At 64.6% G+C, this 18,400-nt stretch carries 20 protein-coding genes; 4 read left to right on the forward strand and 16 right to left on the reverse strand.

Features of this window, described 5'->3' with window-relative positions; all coding sequences use genetic code 11:
- Positions 1–17: 17 nt before the first annotated feature.
- From BLV07_RS06145 to BLV07_RS06155, 3 genes are all read right to left on the reverse strand, one after another.
- Positions 18–957 (reverse strand): IS630 family transposase gene (locus tag BLV07_RS06145; RefSeq protein WP_091881219.1). Its coding sequence is split into 2 segments (ribosomal slippage): positions 18–644 and positions 646–957, totalling 939 coding nucleotides; the frame shifts between segments, so codons are not numbered across the junction.
- Between the two features lie 97 nt (positions 958–1,054).
- The gene (locus BLV07_RS06150; protein ID WP_091881220.1) at positions 1,055–1,897 is read right to left on the reverse strand and encodes a C40 family peptidase; all 843 of its coding nucleotides are present in this window, start codon (positions 1,895–1,897) and stop codon (positions 1,055–1,057) included.
- Positions 1,890–3,263 carry a leucyl aminopeptidase family protein gene (locus BLV07_RS06155; RefSeq protein ID WP_091881222.1) on the reverse strand — a complete coding sequence of 458 codons (1,374 nt, stop codon included), beginning with the start codon at positions 3,261–3,263 and terminating at the stop codon, positions 1,890–1,892. Before BLV07_RS06155 ends, BLV07_RS06150 begins: the two co-directional genes overlap by 8 nt.
- Before the next feature lie 196 nt (positions 3,264–3,459).
- Between BLV07_RS06155 and BLV07_RS50060 the strand changes: the two genes are divergently transcribed.
- Positions 3,460–3,663, forward strand: coding sequence for a hypothetical protein (locus BLV07_RS50060; protein ID WP_091881223.1), 204 nt, complete (start codon positions 3,460–3,462; stop codon positions 3,661–3,663).
- Positions 3,664–3,908: 245 nt separating this feature from the next.
- On the forward strand, positions 3,909–4,721 hold the full coding sequence (locus BLV07_RS06165) for a tetratricopeptide repeat protein (protein ID WP_091881226.1): 813 nt from the start codon (positions 3,909–3,911) through the stop codon (positions 4,719–4,721).
- 46 nt (positions 4,722–4,767) lie between these two features.
- On the opposite strand, the gene BLV07_RS06170 is transcribed toward BLV07_RS06165, so the two are convergent.
- The 10 genes from BLV07_RS06170 to BLV07_RS06210 form a co-directional block, all read right to left on the reverse strand.
- Entirely contained in the window at positions 4,768–5,742 is a 975-nt protein-coding gene (locus BLV07_RS06170) for a type II secretion system F family protein (protein ID WP_091881228.1), read from the reverse strand.
- Positions 5,743–5,751: 9 nt separating this feature from the next.
- Positions 5,752–6,729: a type II secretion system F family protein gene (locus BLV07_RS06175; RefSeq protein ID WP_091881230.1), complete on the reverse strand. Its 978-nt coding sequence runs from the start codon at positions 6,727–6,729 to the stop codon at positions 5,752–5,754.
- Positions 6,730–6,742: 13 nt separating this feature from the next.
- Positions 6,743–8,212, reverse strand: coding sequence for a TadA family conjugal transfer-associated ATPase (locus tag BLV07_RS06180; protein ID WP_091881232.1), 1,470 nt, complete (start codon positions 8,210–8,212; stop codon positions 6,743–6,745).
- A gap of 21 nt (positions 8,213–8,233) precedes the next feature.
- Complete coding sequence (locus BLV07_RS06185) at positions 8,234–9,502, reverse strand: CpaE/TadZ family protein (RefSeq protein WP_091881234.1); 1,269 nt, start codon at positions 9,500–9,502, stop codon at positions 8,234–8,236.
- The gene (locus tag BLV07_RS06190; protein WP_091881236.1) at positions 9,499–10,233 is read right to left on the reverse strand and encodes a CpaD family pilus assembly protein; all 735 of its coding nucleotides are present in this window, start codon (positions 10,231–10,233) and stop codon (positions 9,499–9,501) included. Before BLV07_RS06190 ends, BLV07_RS06185 begins: the two co-directional genes overlap by 4 nt.
- 20 nt (positions 10,234–10,253) lie before the next feature.
- On the reverse strand, positions 10,254–11,729 hold the full coding sequence (locus tag BLV07_RS06195; protein WP_176945394.1) for a type II and III secretion system protein family protein: 1,476 nt from the start codon (positions 11,727–11,729) through the stop codon (positions 10,254–10,256).
- A gap of 11 nt (positions 11,730–11,740) precedes the next feature.
- On the reverse strand, positions 11,741–12,538 hold the full coding sequence (gene cpaB / locus BLV07_RS06200) for a Flp pilus assembly protein CpaB (protein WP_176945368.1): 798 nt from the start codon (positions 12,536–12,538) through the stop codon (positions 11,741–11,743).
- 128 nt (positions 12,539–12,666) lie between these two features.
- A complete protein-coding gene (locus tag BLV07_RS06205) occupies positions 12,667–13,191 on the reverse strand; it encodes an A24 family peptidase (RefSeq protein ID WP_091881240.1) in 525 nt (174 codons plus the stop codon).
- Positions 13,192–13,310: 119 nt separating this feature from the next.
- Positions 13,311–13,457, reverse strand: coding sequence for a hypothetical protein (locus BLV07_RS47370; protein WP_176945369.1), 147 nt, complete (start codon positions 13,455–13,457; stop codon positions 13,311–13,313).
- Positions 13,458–13,528: 71 nt separating this feature from the next.
- Complete coding sequence (locus tag BLV07_RS06210; protein ID WP_014498224.1) at positions 13,529–13,693, reverse strand: Flp family type IVb pilin; 165 nt, start codon at positions 13,691–13,693, stop codon at positions 13,529–13,531.
- Positions 13,694–13,959: 266 nt separating this feature from the next.
- Between BLV07_RS06210 and BLV07_RS06215 the strand changes: the two genes are divergently transcribed.
- Together BLV07_RS06215 and BLV07_RS06220 are read left to right on the forward strand one after the other, a co-directional pair.
- A complete protein-coding gene (locus BLV07_RS06215) occupies positions 13,960–14,787 on the forward strand; it encodes a sterol desaturase family protein (protein WP_091881242.1) in 828 nt (275 codons plus the stop codon).
- Between the two features lie 165 nt (positions 14,788–14,952).
- Entirely contained in the window at positions 14,953–15,450 is a 498-nt protein-coding gene (locus tag BLV07_RS06220) for a pilus assembly protein N-terminal domain-containing protein (RefSeq protein WP_091881244.1), read from the forward strand.
- Between the two features lie 230 nt (positions 15,451–15,680).
- Here the strand turns inward: BLV07_RS06220 and BLV07_RS06225 are convergent, their stop codons facing one another.
- From BLV07_RS06225 to BLV07_RS06235, 3 genes are all read right to left on the reverse strand, one after another.
- On the reverse strand, positions 15,681–15,893 hold the full coding sequence (locus BLV07_RS06225) for a cold-shock protein (RefSeq protein ID WP_091881246.1): 213 nt from the start codon (positions 15,891–15,893) through the stop codon (positions 15,681–15,683).
- A 266-nt stretch (positions 15,894–16,159) separates the two neighbouring features.
- A complete protein-coding gene (gene infA / locus BLV07_RS06230; RefSeq protein ID WP_024340539.1) occupies positions 16,160–16,447 on the reverse strand; it encodes a translation initiation factor IF-1 in 288 nt (95 codons plus the stop codon).
- A gap of 23 nt (positions 16,448–16,470) precedes the next feature.
- The gene (locus tag BLV07_RS06235) at positions 16,471–18,054 is read right to left on the reverse strand and encodes a DEAD/DEAH box helicase (protein WP_091881248.1); all 1,584 of its coding nucleotides are present in this window, start codon (positions 18,052–18,054) and stop codon (positions 16,471–16,473) included.
- Positions 18,055–18,400 lie beyond the last annotated feature (346 nt).

The following is an 18,400-nucleotide window of genomic DNA, read 5'->3' on the forward strand; positions in this document are numbered from 1 at the left end:
CCTAGAGCGAGTTGCGATCAAAGCGGATTATACCCGCAATGACGGATGTAGTTGGCGCATTCGACAGGGGTAAAGAGGCTGAGAGTGCGGCCGATGAGGTCCCAGAGGGCATCGACGGTTCGAGCTTGGGCTTGTCGCAACAGTTCCTTGAGTTTGGCGAAGGCCATCTCGATCGGATTGAGATCGGGGCTGTAGGGCGGCAGGAACAGAAGCCGCGCACCGGCACCGGCGATGAGACGCGCGGCCGCTTCATTCTTATGGCTCGACAAATTGTCGAGGATCACCGTGTCGCCTTCGCGCAGGGTGGGGACGAGGATTTGCTCGACATAGGCGAAGAAGCACTCGGCGTTGATCGGCCCGTCGAGCACAAACGGCGCTATCAGCCCCTCGCAGGTCAGGCCGGCAAGGAACGTCGTCGTCTTCCAATGTCCGTGCGGCGCATGGCCCAAGGCGCGTGTGCCGACATTGGCCCAGGCGTAACGACGCGTCATCGCCGTCGTCGTCCAGGTCTCGTCGAGGAAGATGAGCCGACCGCCAAGGCTGGTTTGCGCGCACCGCCACGCTTGTCGGCGCTCAACGACGTCGGGACGATCCTGTTCGCTGGCGTGCACGGTTTTTTTTGAAGCTAATGCCCTCACCGGCAAAGAAGCGCGACAGCATCGACTTGTCGGCTTCGACGCCATGCCTGCGAAGCAGTCGCTCGGCGATCGCATCGAGCGTCAGATCGTTCTCTTTGCGCCGAAGTTCCAAGAGCCAGTCCCGATGCGGCTTCAGCACAGAACGCCGATCACCGCCGGTCGGCAAAGCCGCCGTGCGCTGCGTTTCCTCGAACGCCTTCACCCAGCGGATCGCGCTCGCGATCCCGACCCGGAATATCCGGGCCGCCTCGTTCCGCGAAAGGCCATCCTCAACGACGGCCTTGATCACCCGAATGCGAAGAGCCTCTCCATGCGCCATCCCTGCCGGCCTCCTCCCGGCCTCAAGGATGAATCACGGTTCGCTCCCTTTGGGAATCCCTGCGATTCAATTCGAGCCCAACATGCTCTAGCGTTCGTCAGAGCCGCGTGATCGCGGCGACCTCGCTGCCGGCTTGCCTGATCCGCGCGAGCGCCGGCTCGATCGGCTCGATCACGGTCGCCATGTGATGCGCATTGGCGTGAACCATGGAGCTGGCGTCGCGGACGATGGCGATATGGCCCTTCCAGAAGATCAGATCGCCGCGCACCAAACTACCCCACTCATGCGGCTCCAGCGCGCGGCCGAGGCCGGCCTGCTGCATGTCGCTGTCGCGCGGGCAGCCGATGCCGGCAGCAGTGAGCGAGACCTGCACCAGGCCCGAGCAATCGATGCCAAAACTGCTCTTGCCGCCCCAGAGATAGGGCGTGCCGGCGAAGCGCTCGGCGACGGCGACGAAATCGGGCTCGCGATGATCGAGCGGGGCAAGATGCGTTTTCGGTAAGAACGTTCCTTCGCGCGTCACCGCGAAGGCCCCGTCCTCGCGCACGATCGTGAGCTTTGATCCCAGCACCAGCGTGTCCGCTGGTGGCAATTTGATCGAGGGGCCGGGGAAGGCAAATGTTCGCAGCGCGCTGACCACGTGGGTCGGGGCGGCCGCGGGCTTCATGAGCGCTGCATCCGGCAGCCAGCCGACATAGCCGTCGCCGTTGAGCTGGCCCCAGGCCCAGCCTTCGCCGTTGCGGTCGTAAATGGTGACGCGCTCGCCGCGCAGCGCCTCCGTCATCAGCATCGCGTTCGACGATGGCTGCTCGCGCACCGGCGCGATCGCCTCGACCACCTCGAATTCCTCGCCGGTGACGAAGCGATCCGCCTCAACCTTGCCTTCGAGATATTTCGCGGCGATGTCGCCCCGCGCCGGCGTCAGCCGCGGGTCATGCATAGCGTTCGCTCAAGAGTGCGTAAATGGCGCGCGCGGCCTGGCACTCGCCGCCTTCGGGCCGCGCCGGCTTCGCCGACGGCGTCCAGCCATAGATGTCGACATGCAGCCAGCTCTCGGCGTGCTCGACGAAGCGTTGCAGGAACAGCGCGCAGGTGATCGAGCCGGCGAAGCCGCCGGACGGCGCGTTGGTGATGGTCGCCGTCTTGGAGTCCAGCCAGGCATCGTAAGGCGGCCACAGCGGCATGCGCCACAACGGATCGTTCTCCTTCACCGCGCAACGCGCGACGTCGGCGGCCAGCGTCTCATCATTGGTGTAAAAGGGCGGTAAATCCGGCCCCAGCGCAACGCGGGCCGCGCCGGTCAGCGTGCCCAGATCGATCAGCAGCTCCGGCTTCTCCTCATCGGCCAGCGCCAGCGCGTCGGCAAGGACGAGGCGGCCTTCGGCGTCGGTATTGCCAATCTCCACCGTGATGCCCTTGCGCGAGGTGAAGATGTCGAGCGGACGGAAGGCGTTGCCGGCGACCGCGTTTTCCACGGCCGGAATCAGCACGCGCAGCCGCACCTTCAGCTTCGCATCCATCACCATGCGTGCGAGCGCGAGCACGTTGGCGGCGCCGCCCATGTCCTTCTTCATGATCAGCATGCCGCTCGACGGCTTCAGGTCGAGCCCGCCGGTGTCGAAGCAGACGCCCTTGCCGACCAGCGTCACCTTGGGATGAGCCGGATCGCCCCAGCCGATGTCGATCAACCGTGGCGCGCGGCTGGAGGCCATGCCGACGGCGTGGATCAGCGGAAAATTCGTCTTCAGATCCTCTCCGATGGTGCAGGCGAAGCTTGCACCGAATTCGGCGGCGAGCGCTTGCGCGGCTGCGGCGAGCTGCTCCGGTCCCATGTCGTTGGCCGGTGTGTTGATGAGATCGCGCGCCAGCATCGCCGCATCGGCCATGCGATCGATCTCAGTCGCGTCGACGCCATCCGGCGGCACCAGCCGGACGTCGGGCCTGTCAGCCTTGCGGTAGCGGGCAAAGCGGTAGCTGCCGAGCGCGAAGGCAAGTGCCGCCAGCCGTGCATCGTGCGGCGCATTGGCAAAACGATAGGTGCCCGGCGGCAGCAGGCCGGGCAGGGCGCCCGGCCGGAACAGGTCGCGCGATCTGGCGCCCTCATCCTCGAGGCCGAACAGCACCTGTGCAATTGCGCCATCCGGCGCGGGCAGCGCGAGATAGCCGCCGGGCTTGGCGGCAAAGGCACTCGCGGTGGCGAACTGGCGTTGCGCCGGCGGCAGCGCCTCGGCGACCTGATCCCAGCTCGATTTGGTGACGAAGGTGATCGGGATGGCGGTGGGCGACGTCTCGAAGACAGAAGGCATTGGCGGGTCCGGATCGTCAGATCAAGCAGGTCGTACGAACGAGACTTCGCAGAGTTTCGCCGCCGCCGCAATCGACTTTGCTGTCACCGGTCAGCGAGCCGCTACTCGCAGTGAGGGGGCCATGCTAGGTTCCGAGGACGGCCGCCAGCTATTGGAGTTCGCCGGCGGCCGACGAAGCCTGCCGGGAGGAATTGCAATGGAATTCGTGTGGAGCGTGGTCACATTCATCGGCCAGGTGATCGAGGCGATCTTCGGCTATGTCGAGCACCATCATTGGATCTTCGCGTTCCTCGCTGGCGGCTACGTCTTCTATCTCCACGACCGCTCCGTCCACGCGCGGTTCGATGCGCTGGACAAACGCATCGATGAAATCCGCAAGCGGCTTGCCATTGAATATTGACCGGGCGCGAAGACGCCATCGGAAGGAGTCGTAGTCCAGCTTCAGGCGCTACGGAGAGTGCAATTACTGCGGGACCTGAACGAACAGGCGAAGGTGCTCGGCCTCGATCTCGGGCCCGGCGGGAAGGTGCCGCCGCAGACGCCGCCGTGAGCGGTGCGACTTGCCCGGTGTTAACTGGCCGTTAGGGTTAACAGTCTATTGCTGGCGCGTTCGGCTCGATCAATCGGCTCGAGAGTCAAAGCGTCATGCGTCAACGGTTCAGTCTTGCCCGGCTTCTTGCGTCCACCTCGCTGATCGCGGCAGTGGCTACGGGCCTCGGCGGCTGCACGGGCATGTCGAAGCTCTCCGAGGTCACGGGCTCGGTCGGGCCGCGGGCGGAAGCCGCTCCCGCCGATCCCGCGCGCGCTGTCGAAGTCTATGGCGAGCGCTATCGTGCCAATCCCAAGGATGCCGGCGCCGCGCTCGCCTATGGCCAGGCCTTGCGCGCCAATGGCCAGCGTGCCCAAGCCGTCGCCGTGCTGGAGCAGGCGACCATCGCCAATCCCGGCAACAAGCCGCTGCTCGCCCAGTACGGCCGCGCGCTCGCCGACAACGGCAATTTCCAGCAGGCCTTCGACGTGTTGTCGAAGGCGCATTCGCCCGACAATCCGGACTGGCATCTGCTCTCGGTGCAGGGTACTGCGCTCGATCAGATGGGCCGGCACGAGGAGGCGCGCTCCTATTATGCGAGCGCCCTGAAGATCGCGCCGGGTGATCCCGGTGTCCTCTCCAATCTCGGCCTGTCCTACATGTTGACGAGGAACCTGCCCAAGGCCGAAGAGGCGCTGCGACAGGCTTACGCTTCGCCGCGCGCGAGCGCCCGGGTGCGGCAGAATCTCGCTCTGGTCGTCGGCCTCCAAGGGCGCTTCGCCGAGGCCGAGACCATCGTCAAGGCGGACCTGCCGCCGGACCAGGCCGCAGCTAATGTCGCCTATCTCAAGGAAATGCTGAACCGCAACGACGCCCCGCGCGGCGCACCGAAGCGGACCCCGGTCGCTTCGCTCAGCCAGCCCGACTGATCGGCTTGAACTTGACGTCGTCGGCGGACGGCGCGCCGCTCTCGCGTCAGTGCAGCTCGGTGATCTTGATGCCCGTCGGCCCGAGAATGACGACGAACAGCACCGGCAGGAAGAACAGGATCATCGGCACCGTCAATTTCGGCGGTAGCGCAGCGGCCTTCTTCTCGGCCTCATTCATGCGCATGTCGCGGTTTTCCTGCGCCATGACGCGCAGGGAATGCCCGAGCGGTGTACCGTAACGCTCCGCCTGCTGAAGCGCGAGACAGACCGACTTGACGCCTTCGAGCCCGGTGCGTCGCGCCAGGTTCTCATAGGCCATCTTCCGGTCCTGCAGGTAGGACAGCTCGGCCGTGGTCAGTGCGAACTCCTCCGACAGCGCAATCGACTGGCCGACAATCTCGGTGGAGACCTTCCGGAATGCCATTTCGACCGACATGCCGGATTCGATGCAGATCAGCAGCAGGTCGAGCGCGTCGGGAAAGGCGCGCTTGATCGAGAGCTGGCGCTTGGAGATCGCATTCTTGAGGAACAGCATCGGAGCCTGCAGGCCGAGATAGGCCGCGCCGACGCAGATGCCGATCTTGATCGGCATCGCCTGCTTCATGTGCGCGATCAAGAAGACGTAGACGGCGGCACCGACGAAGAGCCCGATCGGAGCCACCATGCGGGCAAACAGGAAGGTGATGTAGGGCGCCTGGCCGCGGTAGCCCGCCATGATGAGCTTGTCGCGGGCGGCTTCCTGCGCCAGCCATTTGGTGAGGTTGAAGTCCTCGACCACCTTGGAGACGAGCTGCTTCGGCGTCTGGCGCAGCGAGACCTTCTCGTTCTTGTTGAGGCGCTCGCGCTCGCGCTGCCGGAGGCGTTCACGCTCGCTCGCCACCGCCTTCATGCGCTTGGAGAGCCCCTCGCCGGCAAACAGCGGCATCACCAGCGTATAGACGGTGGCGCTGGCGGCAATGGCCGCCAGCAGCATGGTCATGAAGCGGACGTCATGTAGCTTCGAAACGAGAAACTCGACCATACGGCACCGTCAGAAATCGAAGTTGATCATCTTCTTCATCACCATGACGCCGATCGACATCCAAACGACGCAGCCGACCAGCATCAGCTGGCCGGTCGGGTGGGTCCAAAGCAGCGAGATGTAGTGCGGCGTCGTGAGATAGACGAGGAACATCACGATCGGCGGCAGCGAGCCGATGATGCCGGCCGAGGCCTTGGCCTCCATCGACATCGCCTGAATCTTCTCCTTCATCTTCTTGCGGTCGCGCAGCACCTTGGAGAGGTTGCCGAGCGCTTCGGAGAGGTTGCCGCCCGACTTCTGCTGGATCGAGATCACGATGCCGAAGAAATTCGCCTCTGGGAGCGGCATGCGGTCATACAACCGCGAGCAAGCCTCGCCGAGCGGCATGCCGATCGCCTGCGTCTCGATGATCTGGAGGAATTCGCTGCGCAGCGGTTCCGGTGAATCGGCGGCGACGACCTTGATCGACTCGAACAGCGGCAAGCCGGCCTTGATTCCGCGGACGATCACGTCGACCGCATCGGGCAGTGCCGCCAGGAACTTGGTCTCGCGACGCTTCTTGAGGAAGCCCAGCGCCCAGCGCGGCAGGCCGAAGCCGCCGGCAAAGCCGAGGCCGGCGGCGCCGAGCAGGCCGCCTCCGACGAACAGAGCAGCCGCGAACAGCACGCCCGCCACGACGGCGGACACGACCCAAAATTTCTGCGGGGTCCAGTCGAGCCCCGCCTGCGAGAGGCGGACGCTGAGCGGGACTCTCTTCTCCTGCTGGCGCCGCGCCTCGAGATCCTTGAGCGAAGTCTCGACCTGCTCACGGCGCGATCGTTGACTCTTCTCGGTCTGCTTGGCTGCGGGCGTGTCGGCACGCGCGATCGAAGCGCGGCGGTTTTCGGCCTTTCGCTCCCCTGACAGGAGTGGATAGAGGAAGACCCAGGCGATGCCGCCGACGGCAGCCGTGGCGAGAAAGGCGAGGGCGAGGACCTGCATCTTCATGACGCTGACCTGCTCATGTTGTCGGCGCCAATTCCGCGGCGTCGAGCGCGGCGGCAAGGCGCTTCTCTTCGCCGTAATAGCGGGCGCGTTCCCAGAATTTCGGGCGGCCGATGCCGGTCGAGCGGTGCCGGCCGATGATCTTGCCGTTGGCGTCTTCGCCGATCAGATCGTAGAGGAAGATGTCCTGGGTGATGATGGTGTCGCCTTCCATGCCCATCACTTCGGTGATGTGGGTGATGCGGCGCGAGCCGTCGCGCAGGCGCGCGGCCTGGACGATGACGTCGATGGATGCGCAGATCATCTCGCGAATGGTGCGCGAGGGCAGAGAGAACCCGCCCATGGTGATCATGGATTCGCAGCGCGACAGCGCCTCGCGCGGATTGTTGGCATGCAGCGTCCCCATCGAGCCGTCATGGCCGGTGTTCATGGCCTGAAGCAGGTCGAACGCCTCGGGTCCGCGGACTTCGCCGACGATGATGCGTTCGGGGCGCATACGCAGGCAGTTGCGCACCAGCTCGCGCATGGTGACCTGGCCTTCGCCTTCGATGTTGGGCGGGCGGGTTTCGAGCCGGACCACATGAGGCTGCTGGAGCTGGAGCTCGGCCGCGTCCTCGCAGGTGATGACGCGTTCGTCGTGCTCGATGTAGTTGGTCAGACAGTTGAGCAGCGTCGTCTTGCCCGAGCCGGTGCCGCCGGAGATCAGCACATTGCAGCGGACCCGGCCGATGATCTGGAGGATCTCGGCGCCTTCCGGCGAGATCGCGCCGAACTTGACGAGCTGATCGAGCGTCAGCTTGTCCTTCTTGAATTTGCGGATGGTGAGGGCGGGGCCATCGATCGCGAGCGGCGGCACGATGGCATTGACGCGGGAGCCGTCGGCGAGGCGCGCGTCGCAGATTGGCGAGGATTCGTCGACGCGCCGGCCGACCTGGCTGACGATGCGCTGACAGATATTGAGAAGCTGCTGGTTGTCGCGAAAGCGGATTCCGGTGCGCTGGATCTTGCCCCCGACCTCGATGAAGACAGTGCCGGCGCCGTTCACCATGATGTCGGCGATGTCGTCGCGTGCGAGGAGGGGCTCCAGCGGGCCATAGCCGAGCACGTCGTTGCAGATATCGTCGAGCAGTTCCTCCTGCTCGGCGATCGACATCACGATGTTCTTGATCGCGATGATCTCGTTGACGATGTCGCGAATTTCCTCGCGGGCGGACTCGGAATCGAGCTTGGCGAGCTGGGCGAGGTCAATGGCCTCGATCAGCGCACCGAAGATGGTCGCCTTGACCTCGTAATAATTGTCCGAGCGCCGGCTCTCCATGGCGGGAGGCGGCGGCGCCTTGGCCGGGGCAAGCGATGGCGAGGCGACGGCCGGCGGGAGCGGGGCGCGCGATACCGTCGCCGCCGGAGCCTGGGAGGGCTCGGGCAACACGGCGCCGGGCTTCGGAGCCCGAAAGTCGGTGTCTGTTCCGCTACGCTTACCGAACACTTAACAACTCCATGCGGCGGCTTATTTTCCCCGCAACTTCTCAATCAGGGGTGAAAACAAGGACGACTTTTGTTTCTTCGTCTCGCTGCGGCCGGTCAGGCGCTGGGCGATCTGAAGGAACATCTCGATCGACTTGTGATTGGCCGAGATCTCCGCGATCATCTGGCCGTTGTTGGCCGCCGAGCCGAAGATCTGCGGCTCGAACGGGATCGACGCGACCGGCTGGCTCTCGATCGCCTTGGCGAATTCCGTGGCGGCGATTTCGGGCCGTTTCGGGACACCGACCTGGTTCAGGCAGTAGAGCGGCGGCCGGTCGTTGGGGCGCGAGGCCTTCAACAGATCGAACAGGTTCTTGGTATTGCGCAAATTGGCGAGATCGGGCGCGGCCACGATCAGGATGTCGTCGGCTCCGATCAAGGCGCGCTTGGTCCAGCCCGACCATTGGTGCGGGATGTCGAGCACGATGCAGGGCATGGTGGAACGCAGCGTGTCGAACACGGCATCGAAGGCGTCGGAGCCGAAGTCATAGACCCGGTCGAGCGTCGCGGGCGCCGCCAGCAGGCTGAGATGGTCGGTGCATTTCGACAGCAGGCGGTCGATGAAGGCCGTGTCGACCCGATCGGGAGAGAACACGGCGTCGGCAATGCCCTGTGGCGGGTCCTGGTTGTAGTCCAGCCCGGCGGTGCCGAAGGCGAGGTCGAGATCCGCGACGACCGCATCCATCGCAAGATCGCGAGCGATCGCCCAGGCGACGTTGTGGGAGATGGTGGAAGCGCCGACGCCGCCCTTGGCGCCGACCACGGCGATGATGCGGCCGACCGCCTTGGCTTCCGGCGCCGAGAACAGGTTGCAGATCGAGCGCACGACGTCGATCGCGCCGACCGGCGCGAGCACGTAGTCGCTGACACCGCGGCGCACCAGCTCGCGGTAGAGCATGACGTCGTTGATGCGGCCGATCACGACCACGCGGGTGCCGGCGTCGCAGACGGTAGCGAGCTGATCGAGCCCGCCCAGGAGGTCGCTGCGACCGTCGCTTTCGAGCACGATCACGTTCGGGGTCGGGGCGGAGCGATAGGCTTCGATCGCCGCCGCCATGCCGCCCATCTGGATCTTCAGATGGGCCTTGCCGAGACGGCGATCCTCGCCGGCCGACTGCACCGCGGCAGCGGTCTCCACGGTCTCGCAGAACGCCTGCACCGAGACACGCGGCGAGGGCGCAATATGCTCCTCGACCGGCGGGGGCGGTGTTTCCGGCTGCTCTTCTTGAGGCTGGCGAGCGTAGCTGATCATTTGCCGGTGTCGCTGAGTTTGGCCTTGTCGGCTTCGGGATGGAGGGTCGCCGTCGTCGTTCCCTTGCGATACTTCTCGAAGGCCGTGGTGCGACGCGCTATATAAGTAGGTGTTTCAGCCCTCGGTTGCTCGAGGTCCGACGGATTGTCGACCATCGCCGCGAGGTTGCGCTGATAGGCGCAGCCGTAATTGTAATAGTCCTTGTTCTCGAACCAGCTCTTGTTCTTGATCGAGGGGCCGATGTCGTCCGGCCACAGGCCGCAGGGACCCGCGACCGCGGCGATCTTGGAGTAAGTGAGCCGGATCGGCGGCAGGAAGCGCTTGTCTTCCGGCTGGTAGGGGTAAACGTTGATGCCGCGCGGCGGAACGCCTGCCGCCGCCAGCATCGCCTGGATCTCTCGCATGGTGTCCGCGACCGGTCGCGCGTTGGGCGTGCCGGAGGGCATGTCGATGCGGATGGCGCCGGTGCCCTCGTGCAGCCAGGCCGAGGCGACGCCCATCACGTCGGCGCGCTGGGTGGCGGTCAAGCCGCCGCGGGCGTGGCCGACGAAGACGACGATCGAGCGGTTCTGCTCTTCGATCGCGATCGGATGGCGTTGCTTGTAATCGTCGGGAATGGAGGCGGTGACGGCTTCGTCGTGCTGGCAGCCGCCGAGGGCGAGCGCCATGCCGACGAGCGCGCCACCGAGGCGGATGGCGCGTTTGCGAAGCTGGGGTGGTCTTGTGATCATCGTGAAGTCCCCGTTCCGCTTCAGTCGGTGATGAAGCCGTAGGTGCCGCGGTAATTCCTGGCCGGTTCGGTCCGGCCGGGCACGCCGTAGATGCGGTTGATGTTGCCGAGCAACTCGGCCTGCGGATCGGCAGGGGCGGCGAAGCCGTCATCCGGCCGCGACAGGTCCTTTTGCGCGACTGCGCGAACGACATAGGGCGTCACGATCACGACCAGTTCGGTTGCGTTGTTGACGAAGTCGCGGCTGCGGAACAGCGTGCCGAGGACCGGGAGCTGCATCAGCCCCGGCAGCCCGCTGACCGCCTGCTTGGTCTGCTGCTGGATCAGGCCGGCCATCGCCATCGCGCCGCCCGAGGGAATTTCCAGCGATGTCTCGGCGCGGCGCGTCCGGATCGAGGGCACCGTCAGCGAGTTCACCGACGTCGAGGTCACGGCCTGGGACAGCGTGATCGCATTTTCGTTCGACAGCTCCGAGACCTCGGTCATGACGCGCAGGCTGATCTTGCCCTCGCTCAGAACCACCGGGGTGAAGTTGAGCGAGATGCCGAACTTCTTGAAACTGATCTGGGTGGTACAAACATGCGTGGTCGGGTCGCAGGCATAGCCTGCCGGCACGGGGAATTCACCGCCGGCAATGAAGGTCGCCGACTCGCCGGAGATCGCGGTCAGATTCGGCTCGGCCAACGTACGGATCACGCCCGCGGTCTCCATCGCGCGCAGGGTGGCCTGCACGGTCGGCGTCGCGCCGAACTTCGTGGTCAGGTTGTTGCCGTCCACGAGGTTCTTGCCGAGAGCCGTGAACGGATTCGAGTTGGTGAAGCTCACCACCGAGGTGCCGTAGTTCAGGTTCGCGGTGAGGTCGATGCCGAGCTGCTTGACGATGTTGCGCTGGACTTCGGCCACCGTCACCTTCAGCATGACCTGGTCGCGGCCGCGGACCACGATCGAGTTCACCACCTTGTCGGCGCTGCCGGCGAGCCGTGCGGCGAGATCGTTGGCCTGCTGCGCTTCCAACGGGTTCGCCGCCGTGCCGGTCAGGACGATGCCATCGCCGAGGCCGTCGATCTGGATGTCGGAATTGGGCAGGATCTGCTTCAGCGCGGCCCGGATGCCGTTGAGGTCGCGCTTGACCGCGATGTCATAGGCCGCAATCTGCTGGCCGGCGGAATCGAAGAACACGATGTTGGTCTGGCCGACGGTGGCGCCGATGATGTAGGCGCGCTGCGCCGAGCGGACCACGGCATTTGCGATCTTGGGGTCGGCGACCAGCACGTCCTTGATGTCGCGCGGCAGGTCGATCACAACAGACTTGCCGATGCCGAGCGAGAGGAAACGCGCGTTCATCTGGCCGTCGGCCGCGACCGGCGCCACGGGACGGTAGTCGGCGGCGACCACCGGGCTGAGGGCCGGGTTGAGCGTCAGCGCGAGGGCGGCCGAAAACGACAGGGCGCGAACCAGTGAGGTTCGCATCGTCGCCAGATTTGCCCTGCATTTCATATCGACTGCCTTCATCTTGCTTTCGCCGCCTGACTTGGAATGCCGTAGCGAATGATCGAAACGCCGTCGCGCTTCTGTGCTGATTCGTCGAGCGTGATCTCGCTCATCTTGACGTCGGCTATGCTGCGCAACGCCAGCGACAGCGTTCCGGCCTGACGGGCCGACGAAAGCGCCTGGGTCTGCGCGGGATTGAGCTCCAAGGTCACGGTCTTGCCGACCACCGTGTTCTGGCCGTCCTTCTCCTTCGGCGCCTGGTCGATGGCCAGGACGCGGATGTTGGTCAGGATGATCTCGGAGGTGACGATGTCCGGAGCACCGTTGCTCTGGTCCGGATTCTTGAGGCGGCGCGTGAGGATCACATCGACGCGGTCGTTGGGCAGGATGAAGCCGCCTGCGCCGGTCTCCGGCGAGATCTCGGTCGAGATCGCCCGCATGCCGCTCGGCAGGATGGCCGCCATGAAGCCAGAGCCCTCGGGCTTGACCAGCTTCTGGTCGCGGATCGGCTCACCCTGAATGAAGGGAGCGCGCGCGATCGAGCCGGTCACCTGGGTCACGCCCTCGGGACGCTCGTTGCGGCGGATGAACGTGGCGCTAGCGGTCGCGGCCGGCCAAGTCTGCCATTGCACGTCTTCCGGCTTCACGGTCTGGCCGAGACCGATGTCGTTCTTGGCGACCAGGACGTCGACGGTCGGAAGCTGTGCGACCGGAGCCGGAGGCGGCGCAGAATTGTCCGTGCCGCTCGCCAGGTACGCGGCGACGCCGCCGGCGCAGATGGCGACCGTCAGGACGACAATGCGTGCCCTATTCATACGCTTCACTTTCCAACAAAACGCCGCGACGCTGCCGCCGCCGTGATCGGCAGTTGACCAGCTATTCGTCAAAGCATGGTTAATGAGGCGTATCTAAATCGCCTTAACGCCGGGTTTACCCGGTGCGTTCAGCGCAGCGCGAGGTGAGCGAGATCGATCGCCTTCACCCATTCGGTCTCCGGGTAAACCATCAGCGCGCTCAGTGCGAGCGCGATGCCGTAAGGAATGCCGCTCTCCTTGGCGTGCAGCCGTGCGAGCCAGGCTTGGCCCGCCAGCCCGTAGGGCAGCGGCCATTGCCGGAACTGAAGCAGGAGCAGCGTCAGCGCCCCGCCGAACAGCGAGGCGTAGAGCAGGAAGTTCATCAGATGTGCAAAGCCGAACCAGAGTGCGACGGAGGCCGCGACCTTGGCATCGCCGCCGCCGACCCAGCCCATCGCAAAGCAGGTGAAGGCCACGACGAGCAGAAGTGCGCCGGCGCCGACATGGCTCAACATCTCATAAGGTGCCATGCCACCGGCGAGAGCGAGGGCGAAGAAACCGGCGACCAATGCCAGTGACACGCGGTTCGAGATCGTCATCGTGAAGAGGTCGCTCGCGGCGGCGAACGCCAAGAGAGCCGGGAAGAGCAGAAGGCGCGCAAGGTCGAGGATCATGGGCTGCGTCTTGAGGCCTGGTTGTGTCGCCGAAGCTGGCGGCGCGGATGCTAGCCGGCAGTGCTAAACAAACCGACAACGGCAGCCGGGCGGCGAGGCTGGCCCCGCCGCGAGCGTGCTCACCAGAGGCTGGCAATGCGCACGGCAAGCACGACCGTCGCAAGCAGCAGCGCAAGGCAGACCCAATAGGCCGGCGAGCCGGTCTGCGCCGCCTCCGCCTCGTTCGCCGCGACCGCGGCATCGGTTCTGTACTCGCGCAACGCCACTGGAACTCGCCGTCTTCAGAAAAACAAAGGCCCCGGAGATCCGGGGCTTTTGCGAATCGCTCGTCGGTCGCTTACTTCAGCGAGCTGCTGATCGAGCCGAACTTGGTGTTCAGCGAGCTGCCGAGATTGTTGACGACGGTGATGATGGCCAGCGCGATGCCGGCGGCGATCAGGCCGTATTCGATGGCGGTGGCGCCGGATTCGTCCTTCGCGAAACGCGCAATAAGGTTCTTCATGAACAAAACTCCGTCTGGGTGGGATCGCCTCGTTCGGCGCTGTCTTTGACGCGACGAAGATGAGAGCCGAGCTCTTTCGGTAGCGTTAATTCATTCGAGCAAATCCGCTTGTTGCCCGATGCTTTTGGCCAGAGTGAATTTCGTCTTAAGGCGGCCGCTGAATTCGGCCAGTTTCGAATGCAGCGCACGCGCCGGCCGGCTTCACCCTCCCTTAAATCTAGCGGAGTAGGCCTAGGCGAGACCAGCAATTCGGAAGTGAGGCGACGATGTCGAGCCTGCCCATGCAAGTCGCCCTGATGCTCGGCGAGACCATCGCGAAGGTGGTCCCCGTCACCCTGGTGCTCGCGGCAGTCTTCACCGTGCTCGAGCATTTCTGGGCCTGCAATCCCGGCGCGCCGTGGTGGCGCAAGCGCGAGATCCTCACCGACATCTGCTACTGGTTCTTCGTTCCCGTGTTCGCCCGCACCATGCGGATCGGACTGCTGATCGTCGGCGCCGGCGTCGTCTTCAACATCCACGATGCCGACGAGCTCATCGCCTTCTACGACAATGGCCATGGCCCGCTGTCACAGCTGCCGCTGTGGGTGCAGGCCGTGCTGTTCCTGGTGCTGTCCGATTTCATGCTGTACTGGCTGCACCGGCTTTTTCATGACGGCGGGTTCTGGAAGTACCATGCAATCCATCATTCCTCGGAGGAGATCGGCTGGATTTCCGCGGCGCGCTTCCATCCCGTCAATCTCATGCTCGGGACGATCAGCGTCGACGTCGTGCTGCTGATGGCCGGTATCTCCCCGAACGTCATGATCTGGGTCGGCCCGTTCACCACCTTCCATTCGGCCTTCGTGCACGCCAACTTGAACTGGACCTTCGGAGCGTTCAGATACGTGTTGGCGACGCCGGTGTTCCACCGTTGGCACCACACTTCGCTCGAAGAGGGCGGCGACACCAACTTTGCCGGGACGTTCCCGATCTGGGACGTGCTGTTCGGCACCTTCCGTATGCCGGAGGGCAGGCTGCCGCAGGATTACGGCAAGGACGAAGCGACCATGCCCAAGGAAATCGGCGGCCAGCTCGCCTATCCGTTCCGCCACTAGGGCGGCGTCAACGCCTCCGAGAGCCACAAAGCGCCGGTCCCTTCAAACAATAGTCGGCGAGTTTGCGGAACGTTCACGAATTAAGGGCAGGTTAGCCGGGTCGGGCACCGGCTCCGCTGTATCTGATCGTTTCTGCCGGTTTGTGACGTCCCGGGGGTAAGTGTAATGCGTAAAGAGTTGCTGCGCCGTCAGGCGCGCGTCTGCCTTCTGGTTGCGGCTGCGATGCTGGCATCGCCTGGTGTCGGCCTTGCCGAGCCCACCGCCGATACCATTGCCGTCAATGTCGACCAGGCCAAGCTGGTCCGGCTCCCCGGCAAGGTCGCGACCATCGTGGTCGGCAATCCCCTGATCGCCGACGTCACGCTGCAGCCCGGCGGCATGATAGTCGTGACCGGGAAGGGTTATGGTGCCACCAATTTCATCGCGCTCGACCGGGGCGGCGAGATCCTGGTCGACCGCCAGATCCAGGTCGAAGGTCCGAGCGACCGGCTCGTCACCGTCTATCGCGGGATCGAGCGCGAGTCCTACAGCTGCATGCCGCTTTGCCAGCGTCGCTTGACGCTCGGCGACAGCGACACCTACTTCAACCACACGATGACCCAGGCAGGTTCGCTGAGCAACAATGCCAGCGGGGCTGCTGGCGGGGCCGCCAAGACCAACTAGCAGGACCGATTGGCGCTTTGCCCGGGAGGATCTCGGTCCACCCGGAAAGCTCGCGCGCGAGCAAGAATACTTCTCTGTGCCGCGGGTCGTTCTACGGCCTGCACGACGCTACTGAGCGCAGCCACTTCCTTCCGACATGAAAAAGGCCGTGCGTTGCGCTCGGCCTTTTTTAATTCCTTGGCTCGCCTGAGGCGGCCCGAGTCAATATCCGGGCGAGAGGCCCGGCAGGCTCAGCCCGCGGCGCGGAGGTTGTCCGCTGCCGACTTGCCGGAGCGGCGGTCGGCCACGATCTCGTACGAGACCTTCTGACCTTCCTGCAGCGAGCCGAGGCCCGCGCGCTCGACGGCGCTGATGTGAACGAACACGTCCTTGCCGCCGTCGTCGGGCTGGATGAAGCCATAACCCTTGGTCGCGTTAAACCACTTCACGGTTCCCATGCTCACTGGGGTAGTCCCTTCTAGATAGCACAATGTAAGAGCCTGCTCGCGCAGGCAGGTTAGATCGAATTTTTGGAAGGGTCGTCAGCGTGTCTGAACCGGCTGTACCGGTGGATGCTAATGTCGTCCGGCCGAAAATCGATTAATTCATTTTATCGGAATTAAAGCCTCAAAACAATCCTGACGCGCACGATTTTTTGATCCGCCGTGATGTCACGGCGGATCAGCATACGGATCGGAATTTTACTGCCGCGCTCGCGCGCGAGAACCGATTAGCGGCGGCGGAACTGGCCGCCGCGCTGGCCGGGACGCGGCGGTCCACCCGCCGTGCTGGGACGTTCGTCCTTGTGGCGGAAAATCAGCCGCCCCTTCTCGAGGTCATAGGGCGACATTTCCACCGTCACGCGGTCGCCCGCGAGCGTCTTGATGCGGTTCTTCTTCATCTTGCCGGCGGTATAGGCAACGATCTCGTGTCCGGCGTCGAGCTGCACGCGGTAGCGGGCGTCGGGGAGGATTTCGGTGACCAGTCCTTCGAACTGGATCAGCTCTTCCTTAGCCATGAATTTCTCCAGGTCGTGGACAGCTAGTGCGAATAGGGTTTGCGGTTCGGTTGGCCGTTCGGCCGACTCTCCCGGCGCAAAAAGGCAACGCCTTGTATCCCATCGGAGGTCCCGGCGCTATGCGCGGAACGCTGTTCCGGGCGGTCTGCAGGCGAGGAATGCATCTGAGTGCCGGAGCGGCGGCGACGTGAACCCTTTGAGGCCTTCGGGCCATTGCCGGGCCGTCCGTCAGCATGCCTGGCCTCGCCATGCCGTCCCTCGCCGGGCCGGCCGTCGCTCGGCTTGCCGCCGCTATGGTGGCGCCCGTCGGCATGCCTTTCGTCGGCACGCCGCCCGTCACCGTGCCGTGCGCCTTGCGGACGCTGGCCCGGGCGGCCGCCCGGCCGGCCCTGTCGTTGCTGCGACGGGGGAGGGCCCGCATCGCGGCGGCCGGCATCGGTGCGGAGATCTTCCCGCGGCAGCGCCACGCGGATCAGGCGCTCGATGTCGCGGAGATAGCTGAGCTCTTCGCCGCCGGCGACGAGCGAGATCGCGGTGCCGTCGGCGCCGGCGCGCGCGGTGCGGCCGATGCGGTGGACATAGGTCTCGGGCACGTTGGGCAGATCGAAATTGATGACGTGGCTGATGCCGTCGACGTCGATGCCGCGGGCGGCGATGTCGGTGGCGACCAGGGTGCGGATCTCGCCCGAGCGGAACTGGGCGAGCGTGCGCTCGCGATGGTTCTGCGACTTGTTGCCGTGGATGGCGTTGGCGGCGATGCCGGCCTTGGCCAGCGTCTTCACCACCTTGTCGGCGCCGTGCTTGGTGCGGGTGAAGACCAGCGCGCGGTTGATCTGCTCGTCCTTTAGGAGCCTGGTCAGGAAGGCGGGCTTGGCCGCGAAGTCGACCTGCAGGATGCGCTGGTTGATCCGCTCGGCGGTCGAGGACACCGGCGTCACCGCGACGCGGGCGGGATCGCGCAGCATGGAATCGGCGAGTTCGGCGATGTCCTTGGGCATGGTGGCCGAGAAGAACAGTGTCTGCCGCTTGATCGGCAGCTTGGCGACGATTTTGCGGATGTCGTTGATGAAGCCCATATCGAGCATGCGGTCGGCCTCGTCGAGTACGAGGAATTCAACGCTCGAGAGCCTCAAGCCGTTGCTATGCACGAGGTCGAGCAGGCGGCCGGGGGTGGCGACCAGCACCTCGACGCCCTGCATCAGAGCGCGGACCTGGCGGCCCATCGGGACGCCGCCGATGGCGAGCGTCGAAGACAGGCGGATATGCCGGCCATAGGCGTTGAAGCTGTCGAGGATCTGGCCGGACAGCTCGCGGGTCGGCGACAGCACCAGGACCCGGGCGGTCTTGGGCTGCGGCTTGATGCGGTTCTCAAGCAGACGATGCAGGATCGGCAGCGCGAAAGACGCGGTCTTGCCGGTGCCGGTCTGGGCGATGCCGACGACGTCGCGGCCAGTCAGCGCCAGCGGGATGGTCTGGGCCTGGATCGGGGTCGGGGTGACGTAGTTTTCTTCTCTGAGGGCACGGGAAATGGGATCGGCCAGGCCGAAGTCCTGAAAGGAAGTCAAAAGAGGGGTTCTTTCCATGTCAAAAGCGGGCGCCCGGCGCATTCAGCGCGGCGCGCGCAAAAGGGTGTCGAGAAGACACCTGCGTGTTTGGGGTGTCGGATGGCTTGGGAGATATGGGGCAAGCCAGACGCCCCTACGGGCTTAAGAACACGCGGCTCGCTATGACCCCTTGATTCGCAAGAGGCCTACGCCGTTCATATGGAACATCGAATGGGCGCTTTCAAGGCAGGTCGGCCTCAAACAGCGGTTGCGGTGCAGAAATAGTTATGCCGGAAATTTAGCCAGATCTCGCAATTTGCTCAAAAAATAACCTGCCTGCCGCTTTCGCATACATTTAGATTGCCTATAGTTTGGGCGATCTGACTGCGTCGAAACTTGGTTTTCAGAC

This window comes from Bradyrhizobium sp. Rc2d, from assembly GCF_900099855.1.
Lineage (GTDB): Bacteria > Pseudomonadota > Alphaproteobacteria > Rhizobiales > Xanthobacteraceae > Bradyrhizobium.

Bases quoted from the DNA above. Each gene is read 5' to 3' on its own strand.
- BLV07_RS06195 (WP_176945394.1), bottom strand. From the start codon at position 11,729: ATGAAATGCAGGGCAAATCTGGCGACGATGCGAACCTCACTGGTTCGC.
- BLV07_RS50060 (WP_091881223.1), top strand. From the start codon at position 3,460: ATGGAATTCGTGTGGAGCGTGGTCACATTCATCGGCCAGGTGATCGAG.
- cpaB (WP_176945368.1), bottom strand. From the start codon at position 12,538: ATGAATAGGGCACGCATTGTCGTCCTGACGGTCGCCATCTGCGCCGGC.
- BLV07_RS06155 (WP_091881222.1), bottom strand. From the start codon at position 3,263: ATGCCTTCTGTCTTCGAGACGTCGCCCACCGCCATCCCGATCACCTTC.
- BLV07_RS06165 (WP_091881226.1), top strand. From the start codon at position 3,909: ATGCGTCAACGGTTCAGTCTTGCCCGGCTTCTTGCGTCCACCTCGCTG.
- infA (WP_024340539.1), bottom strand. From the start codon at position 16,447: ATGGCTAAGGAAGAGCTGATCCAGTTCGAAGGACTGGTCACCGAAATC.
- BLV07_RS06150 (WP_091881220.1), bottom strand. From the start codon at position 1,897: ATGCATGACCCGCGGCTGACGCCGGCGCGGGGCGACATCGCCGCGAAA.
- BLV07_RS06235 (WP_091881248.1), bottom strand. From the start codon at position 18,054: ATGCGCCGGGCGCCCGCTTTTGACATGGAAAGAACCCCTCTTTTGACT.
- BLV07_RS06205 (WP_091881240.1), bottom strand. From the start codon at position 13,191: ATGATCCTCGACCTTGCGCGCCTTCTGCTCTTCCCGGCTCTCTTGGCG.
- BLV07_RS06220 (WP_091881244.1), top strand. From the start codon at position 14,953: ATGCGTAAAGAGTTGCTGCGCCGTCAGGCGCGCGTCTGCCTTCTGGTT.
- BLV07_RS06175 (WP_091881230.1), bottom strand. From the start codon at position 6,729: ATGAAGATGCAGGTCCTCGCCCTCGCCTTTCTCGCCACGGCTGCCGTC.
- BLV07_RS06190 (WP_091881236.1), bottom strand. From the start codon at position 10,233: ATGATCACAAGACCACCCCAGCTTCGCAAACGCGCCATCCGCCTCGGT.
- BLV07_RS06170 (WP_091881228.1), bottom strand. From the start codon at position 5,742: ATGGTCGAGTTTCTCGTTTCGAAGCTACATGACGTCCGCTTCATGACC.
- BLV07_RS06185 (WP_091881234.1), bottom strand. From the start codon at position 9,502: ATGATCAGCTACGCTCGCCAGCCTCAAGAAGAGCAGCCGGAAACACCG.
- BLV07_RS06210 (WP_014498224.1), bottom strand. From the start codon at position 13,693: ATGAAGAACCTTATTGCGCGTTTCGCGAAGGACGAATCCGGCGCCACC.
- BLV07_RS06215 (WP_091881242.1), top strand. From the start codon at position 13,960: ATGTCGAGCCTGCCCATGCAAGTCGCCCTGATGCTCGGCGAGACCATC.